Here is a 26,924-nt window from a genome sequence, read left to right on the forward strand (position 1 = left end):
CTGTGGCCAAGTTTTTAAGGGCGCACGGTGGATGCCTTGGCACCAGGAACCGATGAAGGACGTGGGAGGCCACGATAGTCCCCGGGGAGTCGTCAACCAGGCTTTGATCCGGGGGTTTCCGAATGGGGAAACCCGGCAGTCGTCATGGGCTGTCACCCGCTGCTGAACACATAGGCAGTGTGGAGGGAACGCGGGGAAGTGAAACATCTCAGTACCCGCAGGAAGAGAAAACAACCGTGATTCCGGGAGTAGTGGCGAGCGAAACCGGATGAGGCCAAACCGTATGCGTGTGAGACCCGGCAGGGGTTGCGTATACGGGGTTGTGGGATCTCTCTTTCACAGTCTGCCGGCTGTGAGGCGAGTCAGAAACCGTTGATGTAGGCGAAGGACATGCGAAAGGTCCGGCGTAGAGGGTAAGACCCCCGTAGCTGAAACATTAACGGCTCGTTTGAGAGACACCCAAGTAGCACGGGGCCCGAGAAATCCCGTGTGAATCTGGCGGGACCACCCGTTAAGCCTAAATATTCCCTGGTGACCGATAGCGGATAGTACCGTGAGGGAATGGTGAAAAGTACCGCGGGAGCGGAGTGAAATAGTACCTGAAACCGTGTGCCTACAAGCCGTGGGAGCGTCGGAGTGCATGCTTGCATGCACTCTCGTGACTGCGTGCCTTTTGAAGAATGAGCCTGCGAGTTTGCGGTGTGTTGCGAGGTTAACCCGTGTGGGGAAGCCGTAGCGAAAGCGAGTCCGAATAGGGCGGTTTAGTAGCGCGCTCAAGACCCGAAGCGGAGTGATCTAGCCATGGGCAGGTTGAAGCGGAGGTAAGACTTCGTGGAGGACCGAACCCACCAGGGTTGAAAACCTGGGGGATGACCTGTGGTTAGGGGTGAAAGGCCAATCAAACTCCGTGATAGCTGGTTCTCCCCGAAATGCATTTAGGTGCAGCGTCGTGTGTTTCTTGCCGGAGGTAGAGCACTGGATAGGCGATGGGCCCTACCGGGTTACTGACCTTAGCCAAACTCCGAATGCCGGTAAGTGAGAGCACGGCAGTGAGACTGTGGGGGATAAGCTCCATGGTCGAGAGGGAAACAGCCCAGAGCATCGACTAAGGCCCCTAAGCGTACGCTAAGTGGGAAAGGATGTGGAGTCGCAGAGACAACCAGGAGGTTGGCTTAGAAGCAGCCACCCTTGAAAGAGTGCGTAATAGCTCACTGGTCTAGTGATTCCGCGCCGACAATGTAGCGGGGCTCAAGCGTACCGCCGAAGTCGTGTCATTCATACAATAGGGCCAACGCCTGTATGGATGGGTAGGGGAGCGTCGTGTGCCGGGTGAAGCCGCAGCGGAAGCTAGTGGTGGACGGTTCACGAGTGAGAATGCAGGCATGAGTAGCGATACACACGTGAGAAACGTGTGCGCCGATTGACTAAGGGTTCCTGGGTCAAGCTGATCTGCCCAGGGTAAGTCGGGACCTAAGGCGAGGCCGACAGGCGTAGTCGATGGATAACCGGTTGATATTCCGGTACCCGCTGTGAAGCGTCAAACATTGAACCAGGCGATGCTAAGTCCGTGAAGCCGTTCCGGACCCTTCGGGGAATGGAAAGTGGTGGAGCCGACGGACCAGACCTGCAGTAGGTGAGTGATGGGGTGACGCAGGAAGGTAGTCCATCCCGGGCGGTGGTTGTCCCGGGGTAAGGGTGTAGGACGTGGTCTAGGCAAATCCGGATCACACATAGTCTGAGACCTGATGCCGAGCCGATTGTGGTGAAGTGGATGATCCTATGCTGTCGAGAAAAGCCTCTAGCGAGTTTCATGGCGGCCCGTACCCTAAACCGACTCAGGTGGTCAGGTAGAGAATACCGAGGCGTTCGGGTGAACTATGGTTAAGGAACTCGGCAAAATGCCCCCGTAACTTCGGGAGAAGGGGGGCCATCACCGGTGATTGAATTTACTTCATGAGCTGGGGGTGGCCGCAGAGACCAGCGAGAAGCGACTGTTTACTAAAAACACAGGTCCGTGCGAAGCCGTAAGGCGATGTATACGGACTGACGCCTGCCCGGTGCTGGAACGTTAAGGGGACCGGTTAGTCCAACTTCGGTTGGGCGAAGCTGAGAACTTAAGCGCCAGTAAACGGCGGTGGTAACTATAACCATCCTAAGGTAGCGAAATTCCTTGTCGGGTAAGTTCCGACCTGCACGAATGGCGTAACGACTTCTCGACTGTCTCAACCATAGGCCCGGTGAAATTGCACTACGAGTAAAGATGCTCGTTTCGCGCAGCAGGACGGAAAGACCCCGGGACCTTTACTACAGTTTGATATTGGTGTTCGGTTCGGCTTGTGTAGGATAGCTGGGAGACTTTGAACCTCGGACGCCAGTTCGGGGGGAGTCGTCGTTGAAATACCAGTCTGGTCGTGCTGGATGTCTAACCTGGGTCCGTGATCCGGATCAGGGACAGTGTCTGATGGGTAGTTTAACTGGGGCGGTTGCCTCCTAAAGAGTAACGGAGGCGCCCAAAGGTTCCCTCAGCCTGGTTGGCAATCAGGTGTTGAGTGTAAGTGCACAAGGGAGCTTGACTGTGAGACCGACGGGTCGAGCAGGGACGAAAGTCGGGACTAGTGATCCGGCGGTGGCTTGTGGAAGCGCCGTCGCTCAACGGATAAAAGGTACCCCGGGGATAACAGGCTGATCTTCCCCAAGAGTCCATATCGACGGGATGGTTTGGCACCTCGATGTCGGCTCGTCGCATCCTGGGGCTGGAGTCGGTCCCAAGGGTTGGGCTGTTCGCCCATTAAAGCGGTACGCGAGCTGGGTTTAGAACGTCGTGAGACAGTTCGGTCCCTATCCGCTGCGCGCGCAGGAACATTGAGAAGGGCTGTCCCTAGTACGAGAGGACCGGGACGGACGAACCTCTGGTGTGCCAGTTGTTCTGCCAAGGGCATGGCTGGTTGGCTACGTTCGGGAGGGATAACCGCTGAAAGCATCTAAGCGGGAAGCCTGCTTCGAGATGAGTGTTCCCACCCCCTTGAGGGGTTAAGGCTCCCAGTAGACGACTGGGTTGATAGGCCGGATCTGGAAGGCGGGTAACCGCTGGAGGTGACCGGTACTAATAGGCCGAGGGCTTGTCCTCAGTTGCTCGCGTCCACTGTGTTGGTTCTGAAACCACGAACAACCCCACACCCCTGGGTTATGCGGGGTGTGGTGCGGTTGTCTGTTTCATAGTGTTTCGGTGGTCATAGCGTGAGGGAAACGCCCGGTTACATTCCGAACCCGGAAGCTAAGCCTTACAGCGCCGATGGTACTGCAGGGGGGACCCTGTGGGAGAGTAGGACGCCGCCGAACAAATATTGCGAAAACCCCCGTACCGTTAAATCGGTACGGGGGTTTTCTGCGTTTAGGCTCAGCAGTATGCGCTATGACCTCGTGATCTTCGACAACGACGGTGTCCTCGTCGACAGTGAGCCGATCTCCAACAGGCTGCTGGCCGGCTATCTCACTGAGCTCGGGTACCCGACCTCCTACGAGGAGTCCCTCCGTGACTACATGGGGGCCGCGATGCACCGAGTCCACGATCTCGTCGAGGAGCGGACCGGGCAGCGGTTGCCCGACGACTTCGACGACGTCTTCCACGCTCGCGTATTCGCCGCGTTCGAGCGGGAGTTGAAGCCCGTGGCCGGGGCCGTCGATGTGCTGGAGAGGCTGGTCGCGGACGGGGTGCCGTACTGCGTGGCGTCGTCGGGAAGCCATCAGCGGATTCGGGTGGGGCATCGGACGACGGGGCTGGACGAGTGGTTCGAGGAGGAATGGGTCTTCAGCTCCGAGGACGTGGGGCGGGGGAAGCCCGCGCCGGATCTCTTCCTGTACGCGGCCGAGCGGATGGGGGTCGCGCCGGAGCGGTGTGTCGTCGTAGAGGACAGTCCGTTGGGGGTGCGGGCGGGTGTGGCGGCCGGGATGGATGTGTATGGGTTCACTGCCATGACGCCTGCTGAGCGGCTTGGTGGGGCCACGCGACTCTTCGGTGATATGCGGGAGTTGTCTGACCTGCTCGGCTGACTTTTGTCATGTCGAGGTCCGGACGGTTGGTTCTGCTGTCGGTGCGATCGCCGTGACGTCCGTGGTCAGCGGGGGGCTCGCGGTCGGGCCGATGGCGGAGATGATCGACGGGCAACTGGCGGGCGGGGATGCCCCCGCACCTGCGGTTGTTCCCGTGTCGGCCGTCGCTCGATAAAGGTGAACCGAATTCATCTTTGGCTGGATCTACCCACGAGTACGCCGGGGCCCTTACGCTCGCCGCCATGACAGATGTGCTGCGGCGCGGTAGGGCCTCTTTGGCGTTCAGCTTCTTCGCTCAGGGCGCCACCTTCGCGCTGCTCGTGACACGCATCCCCGCGATCCAGGACCGGTACGGGGTCTCCGACGGGCTGCTGCCCGTCTTCCTGGCCGCCGTGCCGATCCTCGCCGGCGTCGGGAGTGTGACCACCGAGCAGTTGGTGAAGCGAATACGTCCCAGCGTGCTGCTGCGCTGGTCCCAGCCCGTCGTCCTCCTGGCGCTGCTCGGGGTCGGGGCGGGCGACAGCATGGCCGAACTGGCGGTCGCGCTGGGCGCGTTCGGGCTCGGTGTGGGTGCGCTCGACGCCTCGATGAACATGCTCGGGGTGAGTCTCCAGCGGACGTACGGGCGGAGCATCATGCTCAGCTTCCATGCCGCGTACAGCCTGGGCGGGATATTGGGGGCCTCGCTGGCGTGGGCGGGGGCGCACTGGCATCTCGCGCTGTGGGTGTCGTATCTGCCCGTGGTGGCGGTGTTGCTGCCGGCGGCCTTCGTGGGGAGTCGGTGGTACGTCGACGGGAGCGGGCCGGAGGCGGAGGGCGAGGGGGCCGAGGCCGGGCCGCTGGTCTTCAAGTTGCTGCTGCCGCTGTGTCTGGTGATGACCTTCGCCTATATCGGGGACTCGACCGTCTCCAACTGGAGCGCGAAGTACCTGAAGGACGTGCTGGGGAGTTCGGAGCAGGTCGCGACCGTTCCGTACAACGTCTACATGGTGATGTGCCTGGTAGGGCGGGGGATCGGGGATCTCGGGGTGCGGCGGTTCGGGGCCGTGGCAGTGGTGCGGCTGGGGGCGGTGGTGGCCGCGCTCGGGTTCGCGGTGGTGGCCGTGGCGCCGGGGGCCGGGGTCGGGATGCTCGGGTTCACGTTGCTGGGGCTCGGGCTGTGTGTGCTGGTGCCGCAGACCTTCGCGGCGGCCGGGCGGTTGTTCCCGGGGGCTTCGGATACGGCCATCGCACGCCTCAATGTCTTCAATTACGTGGGGTTCTTGATCGGTTCGCCGTTGGTGGGGGCGCTGGGCGATGCCTGGAGTTATCGCGGGGCGATGCTCGTGCCGATGGTGTTGGTGCTGGTGACGTTGGTGTACGCCCGCTCGTTCGCGCCGCACGAGGACCGATACGGTGACGGGCATGAGCGGGCGCGCACGGCTGATGTGGGACGAGGCAGTAACGGGCTATGACTTCGGCCGGGACCATCCGATGGACCCGGTCCGGCTCGACCTGACCCGGAGACTCGTCGATGCCTTCGGGCTCGACAAGGACGTGGACGTGGTGGCGGCGAAGCCTGCCGGTGATTCGACGCTGCGGCTGGTTCACCGGGAGGACTACGTCGAGGCGGTCAAGGCCGCCTCTGCTGATCCTGAGTCGGCGGACGGGGCGTACGGGCTCGGGACCATGGATGATCCTGCCTTTGCCGGGATGCATGAGGTGTCGGCGCTGATTGCCGGGCAGTCGGTGGGGGCGGCTGAGGCTGTCTGGGCCGGGGATGTGCTGCATGCCGTGAACTTCTCGGGTGGGCTGCACCATGCGATGCCGGGGGCTGCCTCTGGGTTCTGCATCTACAACGACGCCTCGCTCGCCATTGCCCGGCTGTTGGAGCTGGGGGCCGAGCGGGTCGCGTATGTCGATGTGGACGTGCATCACGGGGACGGGGTCCAGGCGGCGTTCTGGGAGGACCCCCGGGTGCTGACGATCTCCTTGCACGAGCATCCGCGGACGTTGTTCCCGCAGACGGGGTGGCCGGAGGAGACCGGGGCCGGGCGGGGGGAGGGCTCGGCGGTCAATGTGGCGTTGCCGGCCGGGACCGGGGACGCGGGGTGGCTGCGGGCCTTCCACGCCGTCGTGCCGGAGCTGATCGCGGACTTCCGGCCGCAGGTGCTGGTGACGCAGCACGGGGCCGATACGCACTTCGAGGATCCGCTCGCTCATCTCGCGGTGTCGCTGGACGCGCAGCGCGCTGTGCAGGTGGCGTGTCATGAGCTCGCGCACGAGTACGCGGACGGGAGGTGGGTCGCGCTCGGTGGGGGTGGTTATGCCGTGGTGGAGGTGGTGCCGAGGTCGTGGACGCATCTTGTCGCGATCGCCGCGGGGCGGGAGATCGCGCCCGAGGCGGTGATCCCTGAGGGGTGGCGGCAGGAAGTGTTCGCTCGGACGCGGCAGTTGGGGCCGCAGCGGATGACTGATGGGCGGTGGCCGGTGGCTTACGCCGGGTGGGAGTCGGGGTACGACCCTGCGGATCGGCTTGATCAGGCTGTTGTGGCTACTCGGCGGGCGGTGTTTCCGTTGCGGGGGTTGTTGGCGTAGGTCTCCGGTGGTTGTGCGGGTGGGTGGGGGCGGGTGTTGCGGGGATTTCGCCCCCGCCGCCCCTACCCGTCCCGTCCCTGGGGGCCGCCGCCCCCAGACCCCCGCTTCGGCCTGAACGGCCTCGTCCTCAAACGCCGGACGGGCTGGATAGGTGCGGCCTGCGCTGAAAGGTGCGGCCGGACGGGCTGGATTGTGTCCGCCTGCACTGAAAGGTGCGGCCGGCCCATGTCGAAGCCCGGTTGCCGGGAGCGGTCGGTCAGGCCGCCCCCGGCGTTCGTGGGTCAGCCGCAGTGGCCGGAGTCGCCGCCCGTGGCCGTGCCGATGACGCCCTGCCAGACGGCGCAGTAGCCGCGGGCGGACATGTAGACGGGGCCGGCGTACGTCGTGTACTGGCCGCTGTCGACGACCGGGTTGTGCTCGTAGTCGACGGCGATGTTGAGCTCGACGGCCATGTGGATCTTCGAGCCCGGGGTGTTGCGGATGGTCACGGCGCAGTTCTTGCCGGTCGACTCGTTCCAGGTCAGGAAGACCTTGCCGACGTTGCCGACCGGCGTGGAGTCGATGACCTTGTAGCCGGTGCCGCAGGCGCCGTTGTAGGTGGCGGTGGCGGCCGCCTTGGTGGTGGTGGCAGCCGAGGCCGGGGCGGTGGCGGCGAGCGTGCCGCCGAGTGCCAGGGTGGCGAGTGCGGCGGCGGTCGTCGTGCGACGGGACAGCTTCATCTTCATCGTGGTGTTCCCCCTGTTGGCGTGCTTGATGATCAACTTGCCTGGGACGGTTGGTCGTTGCCGTCCACGTGAGATGAGACCCGGGAACCCGTACGACGGTTGTGGCCGCTTTTGTCACCGTTCCGTCACCGGTGTTACGCCAACCGCGCGGTGTTTCCCGCGTTCCCGCGTGCCCGGTGTCGGTGTCCGTCAGCATCGCTTCCGTGTTGACCACCGGCGCGCTCCGCGCCCATCTGCTGGCCGCCCGGCTGGCCGGACCCGTGGCCACCTCGCGGGAGGAGAGTCTGCGGAGCTATCGCGCGTTCGCCGCCCGTGATCCCCGGGTGCTGATCGGACTCGATCCCGAATGGACGTGGGAACAGCGGGACTTGATCGGTCTGATGGCGGACAAGTGTGGGGTTTCGGCCGACCCGGCGCACACTTCCGGGCATGATGTGATCGACCCGGAGCGCACGTTGACCGCCCTGGACGCGTTCGCCGACCGGTTGGGTGCGGTGGCGGAGCGCAACGGACCCGTGCTGCTCGGCACCGGGCATCCGCATCGGCTGCTCGGGTTCTACGCCGCGTTGGCGGACGCGTTGTCGGCGGCGGGATGTGCTGTTCTCACCCCTGCGCAGGGTCTCTCTGTCGACATAACGACGCGGTTCGGTCTACGCACGTACAACCTTGATTACGTACAGGGCGTCGCGCTCGTCCGTGAACCCGGCCCTGAACGCACCGGTTGTGAGCCGGGCGCACACACGCACTCACCGCTCCCGGTTCGGACGGTGCTGGGTGCGGCGGCGGAGGCCGGCGGGGTGCTTCCGGAGCTGGTGATCGGGGACCACGGATGGGTCTGCGGAGCAGGTCAGCTCGGGTTTGAGGCCATTGGGCTGGCGGATACCGACGACCCCGCGCTCTTCGTGGGTGAGGCGGAGGGGTCGGTGTCCGTCGCAGTTCCGCTTGATGACGCCGTGCGGTCCGCTTACTACCGGCCGCTTACCCGCTACGTACTCAATCGAGCGTGTCTGTCACAGTAGGCCGCCGATGGGTGCACCTCTTCCCCACTCGCATCACACGCCCCTACATTGGGGAGTGAGCACGCAACGACGAAGAGTCACCGGAAGGGGAAGCCGGTGACCGTCGAGTGCGGAAGGTTCGGGTGTGTCATGGCTGCAGCAGGCGAGAGGCCTCTGAACGAGGTTCAGTTCCTTACCGTGGCGGAGGTCGCCTCGGTGATGCGAGTGTCGAAGATGACCGTGTACCGGTTGGTGCACAGCGGTCATCTGCCCGCTATCCGGGTGGGGCGGTCCTTCCGCGTCCCCGAGCAAGCGGTACACGAGTACCTTCGCGAGAGTTATGTGGGGGTGGAGACAGCCTGAGGTGATACCTCGATTACGACCTCAGCGCTCGGACGGGTAGGCTGGCCCCTTGTAGGTCGTATGGGCCCATGATGCCCAGCACCGAGTGATGAGAAGTGAGCGAGGGTAGTCGTGGGCTCTGTTATCAAGAAGCGGCGCAAGCGGATGGCTAAGAAGAAGCACCGCAAGCTGCTGAAGCGCACGCGCGTGCAGCGTCGCAACAAGAAGTAGGCGACGCGGCGCCGCGAGAGCGTCTCCTGTGGCCCCCCACCGTATTCGGTGGGGGGCCACAGTTATGCCCGTGACCGTGTCATGTGCCGAAAGTGGGTACTCGGGTTCTCGTGCGTCGGGCGGTCATCACAGCGCAACACCGAACCGCTAGGTTGGCCGCACACGGGTAACTCAAAAGGAAGGCGCTGATCTTGGGGAAGGTCGTGCTCGTGACCGGAGCGGCCCGTCAGTTGGGGGGCCGGTTCGTACGACGCATTCAGCGTGACCCGGAGGTCGACCGGGTGATCGCCGTGGACGCGGTCGTGCCCGGGCACCATCTCGGGGGCGCGGAGTTCATCCAGGCCGACATCCGGCAGCCCACCATCGCGCGGGTGCTCGCCGAGTCGGGCGCCGACACGGTCGTCCACATGGACGTGACGGGCACCGCGCTGGGCAGCGGCAGCCGGACCACGGTCAAGGAGACCAACGTCATCGGCACCATGCAGTTGCTGGGCGCCTGCCAGAAGTCGCCGGTCGTGAAGCGGCTGGTGGTGAAGTCCAGCACGAACGTCTACGGCTCCGCCCCGCGCGACCCGGCCGTCTTCACCGAGGGCACCCCGCCGAAGTCCCTGCCGAGCGGCGGCTTCGCCAAGGACACCGTCGAGGTCGAGGGCTATGTGCGCGGCTTCGCCCGCCGCCGTCCCGACGTCGCCGTGTGCGTGCTGCGGTTCGCCAACATCCTTGGTCCTACGGCGGATTCGCCGCTCGCGTCGTACTTCTCGCTGCCGGTCCTGCCGACCGTGTTCGGCTACGACCCGCGGCTGCAGTTCGTCCACGAGGACGACGTGATCGACGTCCTGCGGATCGCCTCGCACGACCCGGAGCGGGGCACGCTCAACAGCGGCACCTTCAACATCGCCGGGGACGGCGTCCTGCTGCTCTCCCAGTGCTCGCGGCGGCTGGGCCGCCCGACCGTGCCGCTGCTGCTGCCCGCGGTCACCTGGGCGGGCTCCCTGGTGCGTACGCTGGGGATGACGGACTTCTCCCCGGAGCAGATCCGGCTGCTCACCCACGGCCGGGTCGTGTCGACGGTCCAGATGCGCGAGACGCTGGGGTTCAAGCCCCGGTACACGACCGCCGAGACCTTCGCGGACTTCGCGCGCGGCCAGGGCCCGGGGCTGCTGCCGCCGGCGGCCGTCGCGGGGGCCGTCGACCGGATCGCCGCGCTGTCCCTGCCGGGCAGTGGCCACCCCCCGACGCCGAGCGCCAACTGAGGAGCGCATCAACGATGGCGGATGCCAAGGTCATTCCGTTCGACGACGACCGGTCCCGCGCGAACGGCGTGCAGCGGCCGCAGCGGCGCCGGAGCACGGGGAGCCGGCGCAAGAACGGCGAGCCCGCGCTGGTCCGTGAGGTCCAGCCCCTGCCGGGCCGGGACTTCGCGCAGGATGATGTTCCTGTGACGCGTGAGGAACGAGAGCCGGAGCAGACTCCGGACGAGGACATCCAGCAGGTGCTGGGGGGCCTGGAGCGCCGGGTCGCCCACGGCCTGTCCTTCCTGCGCCGCCGGCTCACCGGGGACTACGACGTCGACGACTTCGGCTACGACGAGGAGCTCACCGACGAGGTCCTGATGCCGGCGCTGCGCCCGCTGTACGAGAAGTACTTCCGGGTCGAGGTCAAGGGCATCGAGAACATCCCGGCGGAGGGCGGCGCGCTGATCGTCGCCAACCACTCCGGGACGCTGCCGCTGGACGGCGTGATGATGCAGATCGCCGTGCACGACAACCACCCCGCGGGCCGGCACCTCCGCCTCCTCGCGGCGGACCTCGTCTTCATGCTGCCGGTGGTCAACGAGCTGGCCCGCAAGGCCGGTCATACGCTGGCCTGCGCGGAGGACGCCGAACGGCTGCTGGGCCGGGGCGAGTTGGTCGGTGTGATGCCGGAGGGCTTCAAGGGCATCGGCAAGCCGTTCAGTGAGCGCTACAAGCTCCAGCGCTTCGGCCGCGGCGGCTTCGTCTCCACGGCCCTGCGCAAGGGCGCGCCGATCATCCCGTGCTCGATCGTGGGCGCGGAGGAGATCTACCCGATGATCGGCAACTCCAAGACGCTGGCCCGGGTCCTGGGCTTCCCGTACTTCCCGATCACGCCCACGTTCCCGTGGCTGGGCCCCCTCGGCGCGATCCCGCTCCCCACGAAGTGGACCATCCAGTTCGGCGAGCCGATCCCCACGGACGGCTACCCGCCGGAGGCGGCCGAGGACCCCATGCTGATGTTCAACCTCACGGACCAGGTGAGAGAACAGATCCAGCACACGCTGTACAAGCTGCTGGTGCAGCGACGCTCGGTCTTCTTCTGAGAAACCTGACGGCCGGCTGGTTGTAACGGCGGGGCGGGGACAGTGGCCCGGTCGGCCTGGAGCCGACGGACGGAGTCCGGCGCAGCCGTGCGAAGCCCGCGAAGCGGTGCGAGGGCGGCAATGTAGATGGTCGCGATGCTGATGTTCAACCTGACCGACCAGGTGAGGGAGCAGATCCAGCACACGCTGTACAAGTTGCTGGTGCAGCGACGCTCGGTCTTCTTCTGAGAAACCTGACGGCCGGCTGTACGACGATGGGGGCGCTCCTCGCAGGAGGGGCGCCCCCATCTCGTGGTCAGGGACTACTGGTTCGCGTCCTCGCCGTCGATGCCCAGACCCGGCAGCAAGCCCGGCAGCAGCGGCGGCAGCGTGACGTCCGGTTCGGTGAGGGACGGCTTGGTCGTGGACGGGGACGCCGTGCCGGAGGACTTCGGGGGGTCCAGGAGGCCGCCCGTGTTGCCGCCGAGGAGGCCGTCGCCGGTGGTGGCGGCCTCGCTGGGGGCGCTGGAGCGGCCGGTCTCCGCGGAGCCGTCCGTCGTGCTCGGTGTCGTCGAGCGGTGCGTGCCGGTGGAGCCGCCCGTGGACGTCGTACCGGGAGCGCGGTGTTTGCCTGTTCCACCGCCGCTGGTCTTCGCCGGGGGCTGGGGCAGCAGCGACTGGAGCGGGGCGACCTCTTCGTCTATGGCGTCGAAGACCGAGGAGACCTGGTCGCTGACGTCGCCGAGCTGGACGGGGAGGCGGTCGCGCAGGGCGCCCCAGGCCTCGCGGTGCGAGCGGGAGAACGCGGAGAGGGCCTGGATGGGGCCCAGCGAGTTCGGGTCCTGCTCGTACGCCTCGTGCAGCAGACGATGACCCTCGGACGCGTCGTGCGTCATCCCGGACAGCGTGCGGCGGATCTCGCCGAGCTGCTCGTGGTCGAGGTGGCCGCTTCGGTCCCGCTCGATCAGCCGGCGTGCCTCGCTCAGGCGGTTGGACGCCTGGTCGAGGTAGGCCACACCGCGCTGGTCGTCGCCGTCGGACAGGTAGTTGAGCTTGAAGTCCTCGATGCCGCGCTTCAGGCCGTAGAGCGAGTCACCGGGCAGGGCGCCCGAGCTCGCCGCGGCCACTCCGCCGAAGGCACCCGCGGCGACCCCGACGCTCAGTCCGCCGGCCGCGAGGCCCTTGGTGAGCCGGGACCGCGGTCGCAGCTTGCCCAGACCGGTGGCCCGGTGCGTACCCCGGGACCGGTGGGAGCGCTGCTCCGGTACCGAGGGTTCGGGTGCCTCGCCTTGCAGCATGGCCTCGAACGCGGCGACCAACTGGGCCCGCTGGACCACCTTGACCTCGGGGTCCAGCACGGGTTTGGGCAGCTCGCCGAGACCGGTGGCGAAGGCCAGCATGCGGCCCTGCTCGGTCTGTTCCGCAGCAGCCGGGGCCGGGGCCGGTCCTTCGGACTGCTCGGCCGCCGTGCCCTGGTCGGACTGCTCCTCTTCCAGGGCCTGGGCGAAGGCGTTCGCCCGCCGGTGCGCCGATACGTTCGCGATCACTGGCGGCACCTCCTCTCGCGTCATGACGGTCGACTCCCCAGGGGGTCCTGAGGGTTGCACAGCCTGACCGCATCCACACGATCGAGTGATCGGGGAGGGTCAGGTCGTGACCACAGGGAGCCTGTATCCCGCACAACGAGTGGCGCGGCACTTGGGTTACGGACGACGGATGATCCGACCGCGAACTCAACGGACTTTCACTGAGCGCGAGTTGGGCGCTACCGAGCGTGTGCCGTCAGCGGGCGTCGTCCGGGAGGAGCCGGGCGAGAGTGCGCACGGCCCGGTACTGGAGGGTCTTGATCGCACCCTCGTTCTTGCCCATCACCCGGGCGGTCTCCGCGACGGAGAGGCCCTGGAGGAAGCGCAGCGTCACGCACTCCTGCTGCTGCGGGTTGAGCCGTCGTACGGCGTCGAGCAGGGCGGCGTTCGACAGGGACTCCAGGACGGAGTCCTCGGGGGAGCGCTCGACCTCGTTGGCGTCGAGCATCTCGCCGGTGGTCACTTCCAGCCGGAAGCGGCTCGACTTGAAGTGGTCGGCGACCAGGTTGCGGGCGATCGTCACCAGCCAGGCGCCGAAGTCGCGCCCCTGGTAGGTGAACGTGCCGATGCGGCGCAGGGCGCGCAGAAAGGTCTCGCTGGTGAGGTCCTCGGCGGTGGCTTTGCCTCCCACTCGGTAGTAGATGTACCGGTACACAGTGTCGCTGTACTGGTCGTAGAGGCGGCCGAAGGCGTCGGCTTCGCCGGCCTGGGCACGCTCCACGAGGTCCATCATCCGGGCGCTGTCGCTGTCAGCGGCCGGACGGCGTGCGGTGGCGGCGCCGGCCGAGCGCCCTCGTCTGCCCACCGCGGCGCCACCGTCGGCCAGTGCGTAGCACGGACCGACGGGTGCGGTGGTGGCGAAGGCGGCGGGGACGGCGTACGCGGTGGGGACGAAGCCGCGCAACAGGTCTTGGACCGTTGCGCGCAGCGTAGCCAGGCCCGAGGCGTCAACCCCGACGTGTGGGTACACGGGACTCCCAGAGGCAGAGCTTCCATCACGTGCAGTACCGGAACATTCACCCGTCGTAGCGACGGAGGGGTACCGGATTGCGTCTGAGGAGAATAACGCTTCGTGCAGGCGCTGCTACACCCAGTTGCTCAAATCATCGATTACGTCGCTTCTGTAACCGATTGACGCCCGATCAAGTACCGCAGAGTGACCGGTTGTTGATCAGAACGGTCCGAATTCAGTCAGGGACCAGGGCGTGTTGTGGCCGTGTGCAGCCAACGTGACTGGACAGCGGGTTACGCGGGTACGACCCGTGGATTGGCTGCGTTTACCGCGTCACCGGCGTCGGCGGTGCAAAGCGATCGCCGCGGCCGTGCCGCCCGCCACCGCACCCACGCCGGCCGCCGCCGGGATGCCGACCTTGGCCGCCCTGCGGGCCGTTCGGTAGTCGCGCAGCCGCCAGTCCAGCTCGCGCGCGTGCTTGCGCAGCTTGGAGTCCGGGTTGATGGCGTAGGGGTGCCCGACCAGCGAGAGCATCGGGATGTCGTTGTGCGAGTCGCTGTAGGCGGCGCAGCGTGAGAGGTCCAGGCCCTCCGCCGCGGCCAACGCCCGTACCGCCTCCGCCTTCGCGGGGCCGTGCAGCGGTTCGCCGACCAACTTGCCGGTGTAGACGCCGTCGACGGACTCGGCGACCGTGCCGAGCGCGCCGGTGAGGCCGAGGCGGCGGGCGATCACATTGGCGATCTCCACCGGGGCCGCTGTGACGAGCCACACCTTCTGACCGGCGGCCAGGTGCGCCTCGGCGAGGGCGCGGGTGCCGGGCCAGATGCGCTCGGCCATGTACTCGTCGTAGATCTCCTCGCCGATCGACTGGAGTTCGGCGACGCGGTGGCCCTTGACGATGGACAGCGCGGAGTCGCGCGCCTCCTGCATGTGCTCGGGGTCCTCGAAGCCGGCGAGCCTGAACCAGGCCTGCTGCCAGGCGAATCGGGCGAGGTCGCGGGTCTCGAAGAACTTCCGCTTGTACAGGCCGCGGCCGAAGTGGAAGATCGACGCGCCCTGCATGACGGTGTTGTCCAGGTCGAAGAAGGCCGCGGCCCTGTCGTCGCCGAGGACCGGGAACTCCGGCTCCTCCGCTGCTTTTTCGTCCGCGCGGGCGTCCTGTATGTCCTGCGCGTCCTGCGACGACTTGCGCGCTGCCTCCGCAGAGGCCTCGCCTGCCAACACGCTCCGCGCCGTGGCGGAGCGCCTACGGGGAGTGAGCCATCCGAGAGCGGCCATGTCGTGAGCATAGCCAGTTTGTTCGGTGGTTCCGGAGCCGAGAGGTTCGGAGGCTGTGAACTCTCCGCGACCGGGCCGTTAAAGAAGTGCACCGATGGCGCGAGAATGGTGTGCATGAGTCATCTGGTCACTCTCATCCGCAAGCCCGGCTGCCATCTGTGCGAGGACGCGCAGCTCGTCGTCGAGAAGGTCTGCGCCGACCTCGGAGTCCCCTGGGAACAGAAGGACATCACCGAGGACCAGCAGCTCCACGACGCGTACTGGGAACAGATCCCGGTCGTCCTGGTCGATGGGAAACAGCACACGTTCTGGCGGGTCGACGAGGGTCGCCTCCGCAAGGAACTGACCAAGTAGTTCAACGCGCACCCGAACGTCGCTTAGGATCGACGGCGGTTTGGTCTCGGGGGCGGGAATTACGAGGAGTGTGGCGGTTTTGCCCCCTGGAATGCGTAGGGAACGCGTGTGCGTGACCCCGGTCACGTTGGGTGGGCAAATCGGACACCATCTTTGTGCACGCGTTCACAAAGACATAGCCTGCTTCCGACGGGGCGGTCTGGGTACGTGTGACCGCCCACAGCCCCGCTCTACCCGCAGGAGCACCGTGGCAACTGGCCGAACTCACCGACCGGCGAGCCGTAGCCGAGGGATTCCCGAGGCCACCGTCGCCCGTCTCCCGCTGTACCTCCGCGCGCTGACCGGACTCTCGGAGCGCTCGGTACCCACGGTCTCCTCCGAGGAGCTCGCGGCCGCCGCGGGGGTCAACTCCGCGAAGCTGCGCAAGGACTTCTCCTACCTCGGCTCCTACGGCACCCGCGGTGTGGGCTACGACGTCGAGTACCTCGTCTACCAGATCTCCCGCGAGCTGGGCCTGACCCAGGACTGGCCGGTCGTGATCGTCGGTATCGGAAACCTCGGCGCCGCCCTCGCCAACTACGGCGGGTTCGCCTCCCGCGGTTTCCGGGTCGCCGCCCTCATCGACGCCGACCCGGCGATGGCCGGCAAGCCCGTCGCGGGCATCCCGGTGCAGCACTCGGACGAGCTCGAGAAGATCGTCAGCGACAACGGCGTCTCCATCGGCGTCATCGCCACCCCCGCCGGTGCCGCCCAGCCGGTCTGTGACCGCCTTGTGGCCGCCGGTGTGACCTCCATCCTGAACTTCGCGCCGACCGTGCTGACCGTCCCGGACGGCGTCGACGTCCGCAAGGTCGACCTCTCCATCGAGCTGCAGATCCTCGCCTTCCACGAGCAGCGCAAGGCCGGCGAGGAGGCCGCCGCCCAGGCGGCGCACCCGACCGCCGCGCAGCGGGGCGACTCCACCGAGCAGGGCCCTGACGGGGACGTCCCCGCCGTGATGCCGGCATGAGTCTCCTCGTCGTCGGGCTGAGCCATCGCAGCGCGCCGGTCAGTCTCCTGGAGCGGGCGACGCTGAACGCGGACGCCCAGATCAAGCTCCTCCAGGACACGGTCGCCGCCGAACCGGCCGCCGAGGCCGCGGTGTTGGCCACCTGCAACCGCATCGAGCTCTACGCCGACGTGGACAAGTTCCACGCGGGCGTCGCCGAACTCTCCACGCTGCTCGCCCAGCACAGCGGCGTCGGCCTGGACGAGCTCACTCCTTATCTCTACGTGCACTACGAGGACCGGGCCGTCCACCATCTCTTCGCGGTGGCCTGCGGTCTCGACTCGATGGTCGTCGGCGAGGGCCAGATCCTCGGCCAGATCAAGGACTCCCTCGCCAAGGCGCAGGAACTGCACTCCGCCGGGCGGCTGTTGAACGACCTGTTCCAGCAGGCCCTCAGAGTCGGCAAGCGCGCCCACTCGGAGACCGGCATCGACCGCGCGGGCCAGTCCCTGGTCACCTTCGGCCTTCAACAGCTCTCTTCCGGTACGGCAGTTGAGGCCTGGGCGAAGGGGAAACGGGCCCTGGTCATCGGCGCCGGCTCCATGTCGTCGCTGGCCGCCGCGACCCTCGTCCGGGCCGGCGTCGCCGAGATCGTCGTCGCCAACCGCACCGCCGACCGCGCCGAGCGCCTCGCCCAGATCATCACGGAGAGCCCCGGAACGGACGTGTCCGCCCGCGCGGTACCGATGGATTCGGTGCCGTTCGAGCTGACACGTGCCGATGTCGCCGTGTCCTGCACCGGCGCGACCGGGCTGGTCCTGACCGCCGAGACGGTCGCGGAAGCGGTCGGCGGCCGGGTGCCGCAGGACGCGACGGCCGGTCGTACGGCCGCGCCGGACGACGTACGCGGAACGCTTCCGCCGACCTCCGTCGGGACCGAGGACGGGTGTCCGCTGGACCTGTCCGCGGTGCAGGGGGCGAGTGGCTTCTCCGTGATGGGGGAGGCCGCCGTGGCCGGGATGGACGCGGCGACGCTGGAGCAGCACGCGGCCTGGGTCGGCGGCAGTGCCCTCGACCGGCGCGAGGCGGCCCGGCGTACGCCCGAGGCCGAGGCCGAACTCATCACCGAACTAGCCGCCATGGCCGCGACCGTCGGACGCATCCCCGAGCGCCGCAGGCCCGAGCCGCTCGCCCAAGTCCCGCGCCCCGCACCGGTGTTGTCGCTCCTCGACCTCGCGATGCCGCGTGACGTGGACGCCGCCGTGCACAAGCTGGCCGGGGTGCGGCTGGTGGACATCGAGTCACTCGCCGAGGCCTCGGCGGACGCTCCGATGGCGGCCGACGTGGACGCGGTCCGGCGTATCGTCTCCGACGAGGTCGCGGCCTTCGGGGCAGCCCAGCGGGCCGCGCACATCACGCCGACCGTGGTCGCCCTGCGCGCCATGGCCGCCGAGGTCGTCGCGGGCGAGATCGCCCGGCTCGACGGACGGCTGCCCGGCCTCGACGACAAGCACCGCGCCGAGATCACGCAGACCGTACGACGGGTCGTGGACAAGCTGCTGCACGCGCCGACCGTGCGGGTCAAACAGCTCGCGGCCGAGCCCGGCGGCGCCGGGTACGCGGACGCGCTGCGCACCCTGTTCGACCTCGACCAGGAGACGGTGGCCTCCGTCTCCAGGGCCCAACAAGACTCTGAGAACGAGAACAGCAAGAACCGAGGGCCAGCATGAGAAGCAAGGCACCACTGAGGCTCGGGACCAGGCGGAGCAGACTCGCCCTGGCCCAGTCCGGGTTGGTGGCGGACGCCGTGAGCCAGGTGACCGGACGGCCCGTCGAGCTCGTCGAGATCACCACCTACGGCGACACCTCCCGCGAGCACCTCGCGCAGATCGGCGGCACCGGGGTCTTCGTGACCGCGCTGCGTGACGCGCTGCTCGGCGGTGAGGTCGACTTCGCGGTTCATTCGCTCAAGGACCTGCCGACCGCGCAGCCCGCGGAGCTGGTGCTCGCCGCGATCCCGGAGCGCGAGGACCCGCGTGACGCGCTCGTCGCGAGGGACGCCCGGAAGTTCACCGACCTGCCCCGCGGGGCGCGCATCGGTACCGGCTCCCCGCGCCGCACGGCCCAGTTGAACGCGTACGCGCGCAGCCACGGCCTCGACATCGAGACGGTCCCGATCCGGGGCAACGTCGACACCCGGATCGGCTTCGTGCGGGACGGTGAGCTGGACGCAGTGGTCCTGGCCGCCGCCGGACTGAGCCGGATCGGCCGCCTCGACGAAGTGACCGACTTCCTGTCGGTCGACACGGTTCTGCCCGCCCCCGGCCAGGGGGCCCTGGCGATCGAGTGTGCCGCGGACAACGCGGACCTGATCGCGGCACTCGGCGAACTCGACGATCCGTTCACGCGGGTCGCCGTGACTGCCGAAAGGTCCCTGCTCGCCGCCCTGGAGGCCGGCTGCTCCGCCCCTGTGGGCGCGCTGGCCGACCTTCTGGCCGACGGGCAGATTGTCAAGGAAATGCGCCTGCGCGGAATAGTCGGCACGACCGACGGCTCGCGTACGGTGCAGTTGTCCACCACCGGTCCCGTGCCCGAGACGCATGACCAAGCACTGGCGCTCGGTCGCGAACTCGCCGCCGAGATGCTTGCCCAGGGCGCGGCCGGTCTCATGGGGGAGCAAGCCAAGTGAGCCCCACCACTCTTCCCGCCGGTCCTGAACACGGGCACGTCACCTTCCTGGGTGCCGGACCCGGAGATCCGGGACTGCTCACACTGCGCGCCGTAGAGGCGCTCGCGAACGCGGACGTCCTCGTCGCCGAGCACGAGGTGCTCGACGTCGTACGTGCGCACGCCCGAGAGGGCGTAGCCGTCGTGCATCCGGATCCGAGTCCTTCTTCGGGCTCGCTCCCGGGCACAGGCACGCCTCAACTAACGGTTGTTGACGGTGCGTCAACAACCGTTGGCCTACCCGCTGTGCGGGATGCGGCACATCTTGTCATGGAGGCCGCGCGGGGCGGCAGGCGGGTCGTACGTGCGGTGTCCGGGGACCCCGGACTAGATACGTACGCCGCCGAGGAAATGCTCGCCTGCGTCGCGGCGGGTGTTCCCTTCGAGGTCGTGCCCGGTGTCGCCGCGGCCGTCGGCGTGCCCGCGTACGCCGGTGTCCCGCTGCGGGACGCGCAGGGGGCGGACGTCCGGTTCGTGGACGCCCGTACCGCCTCGGACCGGTGCTGGACCGAGGTGGGGGCGTCGGACGGCACGGTGGTCGTGTCGACGTCGCTGGACTCGGTGGCCGCTGCCGCCGGTGAACTGGTCGCTGCCGGCCGCAAGCCGGACACACCCATGACGGTCACAGTGGCTGGTACGACCACTCGTCAGCGGACCTGGTCGGCGACGCTCGGCACGATCGCGCAGACGTTGAAGCAGGCGAAGGTGCTGCCGTCCCCGGACGGGGGCCGACCGGTGATAGCCGTGGTCGGTGAGCGTTCCGCCGCCGCGCAGCGCGACCAGTTGTCGTGGTTCGAGTCCAAGCCGCTGTTCGGCTGGAAGGTCCTCGTGCCGCGCACGAAGGAGCAGGCGGCGTCGCTCTCCGACCAACTGCGGTCGTACGGGGCCGTTCCGCACGAGGTGCCGACGATCGCCGTCGAGCCGCCGCGGACGCCTCAGCAGATGGAGCGGGCGGTCAAGGGGCTGGTGACCGGCCGGTACGAGTGGATCGCCTTCACGTCGGTGAACGCGGTCAAGGCCGTGCGGGAGAAGTTCGAGGAGTACGGGCTCGATGCCCGGGCGTTCGCGGGGATCAAGGTCGCGGCGGTCGGTGAGCAGACGGCCAAGGCGCTGATCGCCTTCGGCGTGAAGCCGGATCTGGTGCCGAGCGGGGAGCAGTCGGCCGCGGGCCTTCTCGAGGACTGGCCGCCGTACGACCCCGTCTTCGATCCGATCGACCGGGTGTTCCTGCCGCGGGCCGACATCGCTACGGAGACCTTGGTCGCCGGGTTGATCGACCTCGGCTGGGAGGTCGACGACGTGACCGCCTACCGGACGGTGCGGGCGTCGCCGCCGCCGGCGGACACGCGGGAGGCGATCAAGGGGGGTGGCTTCGACGCCGTTCTCTTCACCTCGTCGTCGACCGTACGGAACCTGGTCGGCATCGCGGGCAAGCCGCACAACGTGACCGTGATCGCGTGCATTGGTCCCGCTACGGCGAAGACCGCCGAGGAGCACGGGCTGCGGGTGGATGTGATGGCTCCGGAGCCGTCTGTGCACAAGTTGGCCGAGGCGTTGGCGAACTTCGGGTTGCGTAGGCGGGCGGCGGCGCAGGAGGCGGGGGATCCGGTGACCCGGCCCAGTGAGCGTCGGCCTGGTGCGCGGCGGCGTCGGACGACCTGAACCTGGGGGCCGAGTCCGAGTCCGAGGTGGTCGCGGGGAGGATGCGCGAGTTCTCCCCGCACGTCCGCCGTACCGCCGTGCCCGGTCACAGCAGGTGCCCGGTGCGGAAGGAGAACCGGGCGACGTACGGGGCCCAATGCCGGTAGTCGGCCGTTTCGTCCGAAGTTCCGGTCTTGGTGGCGATGCCGGCGGTGACCGATGCGAGGCGGCTCCAGATGTACCGCGGACCTTCGGAGTCGGAGTCGGAGTCGGCGTCTGCCGCCGGGAGTTGGCCCATGTGTTCGCGGTGTTCGCGGCGGAGCAGGGCCGTGAACGTCCGGGGCAGGTCGTCGGCGTGGAGCAGGTCCTCCAGGACCGCCGCCCCCTGGGCGGGATAGCCGATGAGTACGGCGAGCAGCAGGATCAGCGGTGCGTGGTCCCCTGAGCGGACGCGTTCGACGTCCGGGCCGCTGAGGCAGGTGCGCAGCAGACGGTAGGTGTTCACCAGCCGTCTCGCGGTCCGGGGCGTGGAGATGAGGGGCCCGACGGACGTGATCATGTCGTGCTCGGCGCGGGTCAGCCGGAGCGCCTCGAGTTTGCGGGCGGTGTCCGGATCGGGGTTCTCGACCGCCCAGATCTGCGTGGTGCCGTCCTGGGAACCCGTGGCGAGCCGACGGCCGTTGGGCGAGAACGCCAGCGCGGTCACGGGGGAGGCGGCCGTCAACTCGGTGTGGAGGGCGCCGGAGACGAGGTCCCAGACGCGGACCCGGGTGTCATCGGCGATAGCGATCAGGTTGGTTGTGCTGAACGCGATCTGCAGGGTGCCCTGCAACTCCGGCAGAGGCTGCACCGGTCTGATCGGTTCCGGTGTGCCGGTCGTGGACCACAGCCCCAGCAGCGTATGTGCGCCGATGAGCGCGAGTCGTCCGGTTGTCGGGTCCAGTACGGCGCGCTCGACGTGGGCGGTGCTGACGAGGACGTCGGACGAGGTGTCGTCGGCGGGGTGGAGCCGGACGCCGTCGGGCTCCTCGGTCAGTTGCCATGAGTCGGTCCAGGCGAGCAAGGCGCCTGGTGCCAGCGCGGTGGTGTCCGTTTCGTGGGTGCCCGGCAGGACGCTTTCCCGGATGTGCACCACGGTTCCGAACGCCGCGCGCCACGACAGGGCGACTTCGGTGCCGCCGGCCGAGAAGATCACGGAAGCCGTGGACGGGCGCACCAGGGGCACCGCGCGCTCGACTCTGCTCACCCCGTTGCCGAGTGCGTCCGTCGTCAGCGCCACGGTGTGCCTCGACTCGCCGGACTCTCCGAAGTCGCCGGTCAGCAGCACCCGTCCGTCCGTGGTGATCTCGGCGGTCGTGAGCCGGCCTTTGGTGATCTTCCGGGTCAGCGTCGGGGCTTCGCGCTGCCGGAGGTCCCGGTGGGTGAGGACGGCCGACGAGTTCACGGACAGGAGCAACGGGTGATCGTCGCGGATAGCGACGGCGGCGATAGGGCCGACGACATCCTCGAACCGGTGCAACTCACGGGCGTCGACCCTGCGGGTCTGGGGATCGGCGGCGGGTTCGGGGGTGGGGTCGTGGGTGGGATCGCGGGTGGTTTCGGGTGCGGCGGTCGGTGCCGTCCGCAGGGGCTGAGGCCCCGGCTGCGCAGCCGGCTCCGGACGCGTTGCGGGTCGCCCGGTGTCGATGTCCGTGTGCTCGCCGGAGGCATCGGGCAGGAACTCGCCCAGGTCGGCCCCGACCAGGCTGGTGTACCCGTCCTCGGACATGGGCGGCAGGCACAGGGAGATCTGGAAGATCTTCTCCAGGTAGTTCTGCGGTGTGGAGGCCCAGTGCCGGCTGTCCTTCGCCACCGTGGACAGACCGTCGGAACCCAGTACGTCCCGGTAGTGCGTGTGGATCGAGCGCAGCAGCCAGCGCGCGTCCACGCCGACGACCACCACGAACAGCGGGAAGGCGAGCAGGAGTTGGATCGCCTGGAGGACCTCGACGACTCGGTGCGGCGGGCATCGGTCGAGGTCGTCGATGTAGAGGACGATGCGTTCGAGGTCGGGTGCGGCGGTGCGGCCGGAATCCGGTGCGGTGAACCGGCGACTGAGTTCTTCGAGGTCCCGGCGGAGCAGGGCCATCAGGCCTTCGTGCTGCCGGTAGTCGTCTTCGGCCAGGCGTTTGAGGGCGAAGGCGCGGAGGCTGGACTCCTGTCGCAGCTCCCGGATGCTGTCGTCGATCGACGCGGTCTCCTCCTCGATACGAGTGATACGGCGTCGTAGGGCCTCCTGTTTGGCGCGCAACGGGATACGGCGGTGCTCGTCGACCTGCTGCACGGCGTCCTCGGCCAGCCGGAGTGCCCGTCCCAGCCGGGACAGGTACGGCCCGGCGATGGCGGAGGCCGCGACGCAGCAGAGCAGGAAGGGCGCGATGGCCTTGATGCCTGTGCCCAGCAGGTTCCGCAGTACGACGGAGAGCAACGGGCCGACGACCACGAAGAGGACGATCGCCAGCAGCATGAGCAGCCGGACCGACGGCTTGCCCCTGCGGAGCAGCAGCCAGAACCTCCGGACGTAGCCCACGGATTCCTTGGCCCGCAGTTCCAGTGCGCCGATCTCCTTGGGGGAGATCCCGGCCTCGGTGAGCGCCAACTTGGTCTGTTTCACCACCGGTTCCGTGAGGACGTCCTGGACCTGTTTCAGATGGTCGACGGTGAGGACGTCACGGATGCCGACAGGGTCCTCCTGGGCCAGATCCTGGGCCACCTCGTCGAGTTGGGCCTGCGCTGCCTCCCGTTTGGCCAACAGTTCCTGGCGCAGTGTCTGGACGGACGGGAGGTCGTGCAGGATTTCGCGCGTAGGGGCGTCACCGAGCGCGAGCCGGTCGAAGATGGCGGATGCCAGGCCGGACCAGAGGTTGGCGTCGAGGTAGTGCCAGGCGTTGAACTGGATCTCGCACACACCACCGCACAGCCCGGAACCGACCTGCTCCAGGTCGGCCTGCTTCGCCCTGTGCACGAGTTCCTCGACGCGTTGCCGCATCTGGGCCATGAAGAAGGATTTGCCGGTGCCCCAGTCGCCGAAGAGCCCGATCGACAGGGGCGGTCGCACCTCGCGGGCCATGATCAACTGGCAGAGCGTGTCGACCTGTTGGGCGATGCCCAGCCGGTCGGTGCCCTCGGCCACGTCGGCGGTGTAGCCGGCGTGGAGGGTGGTTGGTGGGGGCGGGAGTCGGGGGGTGGTAGTCGCTGTCAGGTCGGGGAGGGGAAGCGGGACCAGGCCGTTCTCGTCTCCGGTGATCAGCCGGATCTCTCCGTCCACCTCGGCGGCGGCCAGTGACCAAATGTCCGATCCCTCGGCCAGGGCTGCCACCTGCTCGCCCGTTGCCACGTCCCAGACGCTCACTGGCTCGGTCGGACCGCCGACCGCCACGCAGGGGCGCGGCCCGGGAAGTACGGTCATGGCCCGGATTGGTGTCGAGCGGGCGTGGAGGATGCGCAGGAGTGTCCCGTCGGCCACGTCTACGACCTGGAGGGTGCCGTCCTCGCCACCGCTGACGAACACCTGTCGGCCCTCGACCGTCAGAGCGACCAGCCGGTGCACGGGGTCGGAGAGCTCGGACAGGCGCCACTTTAGGTCACCTGTGGTGGAGCTCCAGACCGCCAGGTCCCCATGCGAGCCTGCCGAGACGACGAAGGAGCCGATGATGACGACCGCGTTGGCGCCACCTTGATGCGCCCTGGGGATGTGGACCCGGGTGCCCCCGTCGATGTCGCCGCTCCACAGGGAGCCGTCGTCGGAGACGGACCACACCGTCAAGTGTCCGTCCTCGACAACACAGTCCAGATCGTTGACCTGCGCGGAGTGAGACCAGAGTTCTCGGCGGAACTCCAGGTCGACGGTGGACCGGACCTCCACGGCGCCGCTTCTTCCCGCGCACACCAGCAGATCCTGCCCTGGCACCGGCACCACGGCGAAAACACCGTCTGCGGGGGTCGTGGCGGTCCAGGTTCCGGTGCGCAGGTCGAAGACGCGGAGCGAATCGTCGCTGCCGACCGCGACGAGTGGTGTCCCGTGCGTCTCGCCAAGGGGTGAAACGCACCGGACGCGGTTGCTATAACTGGTGTCCGGGGGCGCGATGTGATCGGGGTTCGGAAAGAACCGGAATTCCGACGCGTCCAGGGTGTTTCCCAGACCGATGGCGACTTTCGGGGGAAGGGTTCCTCGCGAGACAGAGGTGAGTTCGCGCTGTGTCTCTCGGGTGAGGTACGAGTACGGCGCATAGGCAAGATCCGGCCGCAGGCTGCTGTCTCCGTCGCTGATGGATCTGAGAACACGAGTGATCGCCTGCGTGAAGTTCCCGTTGAATGCCATTTCGTCGCGGGTGTCGGTTCCGGCGATGACCCAGATGCGCTCGTTCGGAGCTGGGCGGTGCAGCTTCGCGTACGGGGCCATGGGCATCGGGGCCTCGCCGTTGCTGAGGTCGAGGAGGAACAGGGTCTGCGGCCCCTCGGCCATGTCCCTCAAGGTGTTGATCCAGTCGTTCACCGAGGCGGACTGTTCCGTGTGCCAGTCGGTCCCCACGATTTCCAGGTCGTCGTCAGGTCGTAGACGGCCGTGGCTGAGCACGTGAACGACGAGGAAGTCCTCGGGGCCCGCGTCATGGAAAGCCTTAAGGATCTCCCCGTTCATCCTCTGGGAAGTCGCATTCATCAGGACGTCACATTCGAAATCAAACCGGGCGAGTACTTCGGAAAGGCGTGTCACCCGTTCCGCGGCAATCGGAATCGGCGGATATCCCGCACGCTCTCCCTCACTGCCGAGATTGAAATCGAAATCCGAACCCGCGATAAGAATCGCCCGTCGCCCCATAAATACCCAGCCCCCTCCGGGAATCCCCGCCCCGCTCGCCCCGCGCATCCCGCACACGCGGTGTCATAACCCGCCAGCCTCGCAGACGCGCGGCGCCCCCGTCCCGAGGTTCCGGCATTGCCGTCGGCCGACCTCCCGTCGGCAAAGGCGCCCCCGACCCGGGCGTAGCGTAGAAGCCATGACCACGTACGGATCCTTTCCCGGCTCTCGCCCCCGGCGGCTTCGGACCACTCCCGTCATGCGGCGGATGGTCGCCGAGACGCGGCTGCACCCCGCCGACTTCATTCTTCCGGCGTTTGTGCGGGAGGGGGTCAGTGAGCCGGTGCCGATCGGGGCCATGCCCGGGGTGGTGCAGCACACGCGGGACAGTCTGAAGAAGGCTGCCGCTGAGGCCGTGGCCGCGGGGATCTCCGGGATCATGTTGTTCGGGGTGCCGGAGGAGAGCAAGAAGGACGCCCTCGGGACGCCGGGGACCGATCCGGACGGGATTCTCCAGGTCGCGTTGCGGGATGTGCGGGCCGAGGTCGGGGACGAGCTGCTCGTCATGTCCGATCTGTGTCTCGATGAGACCACCGACCATGGGCACTGCGGGGTGCTCGACGAGCAAGGGCGCGTCGACAATGACGCCACCCTTGAACGGTATGCCGAGATGGCGCAGGTGCAGGCCGACGCGGGAGCGCATGTCGTCGGGCCCAGCGGGATGATGGACGGGCAGATCGGGGTCGTCCGGGACGCGCTCGACCAGATCGGGCGGGAGGACGTCGCCATCCTCGCCTACACCGCCAAGTACTCGTCCGCGTTCTACGGGCCGTTCCGCGAGGCCGTCGGTTCCTCGCTCAAGGGCGACCGCAAGACGTATCAGCAGGACCCGGCCAACGCCCGTGAGTCCCTGCGGGAGTTGGCGCTGGATCTGGAGGAGGGCGCCGACATGGTGATGGTCAAGCCGGCCGGGCCCTATCTCGACATCCTCGCCAAGGTCGCCGACGCCGTTGACGTACCCGTCGCCGCCTATCAGATCTCCGGCGAGTACTCGATGATCGAGGCCGCCGCCGAGAAGGGCTGGCTCGACCGGGACCGCGCGATCTTCGAGACGCTCACCGGGATCAAGCGGGCCGGGGCGCGGAACATCCTCACGTACTGGGCGGTGGAGGCGGCGCAGAAGCTGCGCTGAATGTCGATCACCCGCTGAACACGCGTCAATAGGCAACGCTTCGAGATCGGTCCGGCGTCGGGGCGATCTCGGTTCGGGGTGCCGGCGGGTTCTGGCCCGAAATCGATGGTTGCTGTGGGGTGATGTGAC

Annotated in this window: 19 protein-coding genes, 2 rRNA genes and 1 pseudogene; 17 read left to right on the forward strand and 5 right to left on the reverse strand. The window is 67.6% G+C overall.

Annotated features, from left to right (window positions below; all coding sequences use genetic code 11):
• The first annotated feature begins 4 nt into the window (after nucleotides 1–4).
• From OG223_RS30250 to OG223_RS30270, 5 genes are all read left to right on the forward strand, one after another.
• Nucleotides 5–3,127 (forward strand): 23S ribosomal RNA (locus tag OG223_RS30250).
• Nucleotides 3,128–3,222: 95 nt separating this feature from the next.
• Nucleotides 3,223–3,339: ribosomal RNA gene (rrf, locus tag OG223_RS30255) — 5S ribosomal RNA — on the forward strand.
• 66 nt (nucleotides 3,340–3,405) lie between these two features.
• Nucleotides 3,406–4,050, forward strand: coding sequence for an HAD family hydrolase (locus OG223_RS30260; RefSeq protein WP_329255368.1), 645 nt, complete (start codon nucleotides 3,406–3,408; stop codon nucleotides 4,048–4,050).
• A gap of 242 nt (nucleotides 4,051–4,292) precedes the next feature.
• A complete protein-coding gene (locus OG223_RS30265; RefSeq protein ID WP_329255371.1) occupies nucleotides 4,293–5,504 on the forward strand; it encodes an MFS transporter in 1,212 nt (403 codons plus the stop codon).
• Nucleotides 5,455–6,627: an acetoin utilization protein AcuC gene (locus OG223_RS30270; RefSeq protein ID WP_329255373.1), complete on the forward strand. Its 1,173-nt coding sequence runs from the start codon at nucleotides 5,455–5,457 to the stop codon at nucleotides 6,625–6,627. Before OG223_RS30265 ends, OG223_RS30270 begins: the two co-directional genes overlap by 50 nt.
• A gap of 281 nt (nucleotides 6,628–6,908) precedes the next feature.
• Here OG223_RS30270 and OG223_RS30275 read toward each other — a convergent pair whose 3' ends face one another.
• The gene (locus tag OG223_RS30275; RefSeq protein WP_443073854.1) at nucleotides 6,909–7,346 is read right to left on the reverse strand and encodes a spore-associated protein A; all 438 of its coding nucleotides are present in this window, start codon (nucleotides 7,344–7,346) and stop codon (nucleotides 6,909–6,911) included.
• Nucleotides 7,347–7,555: 209 nt separating this feature from the next.
• Here OG223_RS30275 and OG223_RS30280 point away from each other — a divergent pair, with 209 nt between their 5' ends.
• The 6 genes and pseudogenes from OG223_RS30280 to OG223_RS30305 form a co-directional block, all read left to right on the forward strand.
• On the forward strand, nucleotides 7,556–8,371 hold the full coding sequence (locus OG223_RS30280) for a phosphatase (protein WP_329255379.1): 816 nt from the start codon (nucleotides 7,556–7,558) through the stop codon (nucleotides 8,369–8,371).
• Between the two features lie 129 nt (nucleotides 8,372–8,500).
• Nucleotides 8,501–8,713 carry a helix-turn-helix domain-containing protein gene (locus OG223_RS30285; protein ID WP_004984898.1) on the forward strand — a complete coding sequence of 71 codons (213 nt, stop codon included), beginning with the start codon at nucleotides 8,501–8,503 and terminating at the stop codon, nucleotides 8,711–8,713.
• Nucleotides 8,714–8,824: 111 nt separating this feature from the next.
• On the forward strand, nucleotides 8,825–8,923 hold the full coding sequence (locus tag OG223_RS30290; RefSeq protein WP_003948845.1) for a 30S ribosomal protein bS22: 99 nt from the start codon (nucleotides 8,825–8,827) through the stop codon (nucleotides 8,921–8,923).
• 191 nt (nucleotides 8,924–9,114) lie between these two features.
• Nucleotides 9,115–10,176, forward strand: coding sequence for an NAD-dependent epimerase/dehydratase family protein (locus OG223_RS30295; RefSeq protein ID WP_329255381.1), 1,062 nt, complete (start codon nucleotides 9,115–9,117; stop codon nucleotides 10,174–10,176).
• A gap of 14 nt (nucleotides 10,177–10,190) precedes the next feature.
• Nucleotides 10,191–11,261 carry a lysophospholipid acyltransferase family protein gene (locus OG223_RS30300; RefSeq protein ID WP_329255384.1) on the forward strand — a complete coding sequence of 357 codons (1,071 nt, stop codon included), beginning with the start codon at nucleotides 10,191–10,193 and terminating at the stop codon, nucleotides 11,259–11,261.
• A 135-nt stretch (nucleotides 11,262–11,396) separates the two neighbouring features.
• Nucleotides 11,397–11,489, forward strand: a pseudogene (locus OG223_RS30305) (glycerol acyltransferase); the annotation flags it as partial.
• A gap of 74 nt (nucleotides 11,490–11,563) precedes the next feature.
• On the opposite strand, the gene OG223_RS30310 reads toward OG223_RS30305, so the two are convergent.
• From OG223_RS30310 to OG223_RS30320, 3 genes are all read right to left on the reverse strand, one after another.
• Nucleotides 11,564–12,787 carry a DUF5667 domain-containing protein gene (locus tag OG223_RS30310; protein ID WP_329255387.1) on the reverse strand — a complete coding sequence of 408 codons (1,224 nt, stop codon included), beginning with the start codon at nucleotides 12,785–12,787 and terminating at the stop codon, nucleotides 11,564–11,566.
• Nucleotides 12,788–13,022: 235 nt separating this feature from the next.
• Entirely contained in the window at nucleotides 13,023–13,796 is a 774-nt protein-coding gene (locus OG223_RS30315) for an ECF subfamily RNA polymerase sigma factor, BldN family (RefSeq protein WP_026151088.1), read from the reverse strand.
• A 315-nt stretch (nucleotides 13,797–14,111) separates the two neighbouring features.
• Nucleotides 14,112–15,056: an HAD family hydrolase gene (locus OG223_RS30320; protein WP_329255390.1), complete on the reverse strand. Its 945-nt coding sequence runs from the start codon at nucleotides 15,054–15,056 to the stop codon at nucleotides 14,112–14,114.
• A gap of 114 nt (nucleotides 15,057–15,170) precedes the next feature.
• Between OG223_RS30320 and OG223_RS30325 the strand changes: the two genes are divergently transcribed.
• The 5 genes from OG223_RS30325 to OG223_RS30345 all read left to right on the forward strand — a co-directional run bounded on the left by OG223_RS30325 (nucleotide 15,171) and on the right by OG223_RS30345 (nucleotide 20,787).
• The gene (locus OG223_RS30325; protein WP_329255393.1) at nucleotides 15,171–15,410 is read left to right on the forward strand and encodes a glutaredoxin family protein; all 240 of its coding nucleotides are present in this window, start codon (nucleotides 15,171–15,173) and stop codon (nucleotides 15,408–15,410) included.
• A 247-nt stretch (nucleotides 15,411–15,657) separates the two neighbouring features.
• A complete protein-coding gene (locus tag OG223_RS30330; protein WP_329255395.1) occupies nucleotides 15,658–16,419 on the forward strand; it encodes a redox-sensing transcriptional repressor Rex in 762 nt (253 codons plus the stop codon).
• Nucleotides 16,416–18,128, forward strand: coding sequence for a glutamyl-tRNA reductase (locus OG223_RS30335; protein ID WP_329255397.1), 1,713 nt, complete (start codon nucleotides 16,416–16,418; stop codon nucleotides 18,126–18,128). The genes OG223_RS30330 and OG223_RS30335 overlap by 4 nt, the downstream gene beginning before the upstream one ends.
• Entirely contained in the window at nucleotides 18,125–19,087 is a 963-nt protein-coding gene (hemC, locus tag OG223_RS30340; RefSeq protein ID WP_329255400.1) for a hydroxymethylbilane synthase, read from the forward strand. Before OG223_RS30335 ends, hemC begins: the two co-directional genes overlap by 4 nt.
• Nucleotides 19,084–20,787: a uroporphyrinogen-III synthase gene (locus OG223_RS30345; RefSeq protein ID WP_329255403.1), complete on the forward strand. Its 1,704-nt coding sequence runs from the start codon at nucleotides 19,084–19,086 to the stop codon at nucleotides 20,785–20,787. Before hemC ends, OG223_RS30345 begins: the two co-directional genes overlap by 4 nt.
• A gap of 85 nt (nucleotides 20,788–20,872) precedes the next feature.
• Here the strand turns inward: OG223_RS30345 and OG223_RS30350 are convergent, their stop codons facing one another.
• Nucleotides 20,873–25,465 carry a P-loop NTPase fold protein gene (locus OG223_RS30350; protein WP_329255406.1) on the reverse strand — a complete coding sequence of 1,531 codons (4,593 nt, stop codon included), beginning with the start codon at nucleotides 25,463–25,465 and terminating at the stop codon, nucleotides 20,873–20,875.
• Between the two features lie 337 nt (nucleotides 25,466–25,802).
• On the opposite strand from OG223_RS30350, the gene hemB reads away from it, so the two are divergent.
• Nucleotides 25,803–26,795, forward strand: coding sequence for a porphobilinogen synthase (gene hemB, locus OG223_RS30355; protein WP_329255409.1), 993 nt, complete (start codon nucleotides 25,803–25,805; stop codon nucleotides 26,793–26,795).
• The last annotated feature ends 129 nt before the right edge of the window (nucleotides 26,796–26,924 follow it).

The organism is Streptomyces sp. NBC_01478, assembly GCF_036227225.1.
Taxonomy (GTDB): domain Bacteria; phylum Actinomycetota; class Actinomycetes; order Streptomycetales; family Streptomycetaceae; genus Streptomyces.

Coding starts and splice junctions, on each gene's coding strand:
- OG223_RS30285 (WP_004984898.1), top strand. CDS start 8,501: ATGGCTGCAGCAGGCGAGAGGCCTCTGAACGAGGTTCAGTTCCTTACC.
- OG223_RS30320 (WP_329255390.1), bottom strand. CDS start 15,056: ATGGCCGCTCTCGGATGGCTCACTCCCCGTAGGCGCTCCGCCACGGCG.
- OG223_RS30300 (WP_329255384.1), top strand. CDS start 10,191: ATGGCGGATGCCAAGGTCATTCCGTTCGACGACGACCGGTCCCGCGCG.
- OG223_RS30265 (WP_329255371.1), top strand. CDS start 4,293: ATGACAGATGTGCTGCGGCGCGGTAGGGCCTCTTTGGCGTTCAGCTTC.
- OG223_RS30325 (WP_329255393.1), top strand. CDS start 15,171: ATGAGTCATCTGGTCACTCTCATCCGCAAGCCCGGCTGCCATCTGTGC.
- hemC (WP_329255400.1), top strand. CDS start 18,125: ATGAGAAGCAAGGCACCACTGAGGCTCGGGACCAGGCGGAGCAGACTC.
- OG223_RS30350 (WP_329255406.1), bottom strand. CDS start 25,465: ATGAATGCGACTTCCCAGAGGATGAACGGGGAGATCCTTAAGGCTTTC.
- OG223_RS30275 (WP_443073854.1), bottom strand. CDS start 7,346: ATGAAGCTGTCCCGTCGCACGACGACCGCCGCCGCACTCGCCACCCTG.
- hemB (WP_329255409.1), top strand. CDS start 25,803: ATGACCACGTACGGATCCTTTCCCGGCTCTCGCCCCCGGCGGCTTCGG.
- OG223_RS30270 (WP_329255373.1), top strand. CDS start 5,455: ATGAGCGGGCGCGCACGGCTGATGTGGGACGAGGCAGTAACGGGCTAT.
- OG223_RS30335 (WP_329255397.1), top strand. CDS start 16,416: ATGAGTCTCCTCGTCGTCGGGCTGAGCCATCGCAGCGCGCCGGTCAGT.
- OG223_RS30260 (WP_329255368.1), top strand. CDS start 3,406: ATGCGCTATGACCTCGTGATCTTCGACAACGACGGTGTCCTCGTCGAC.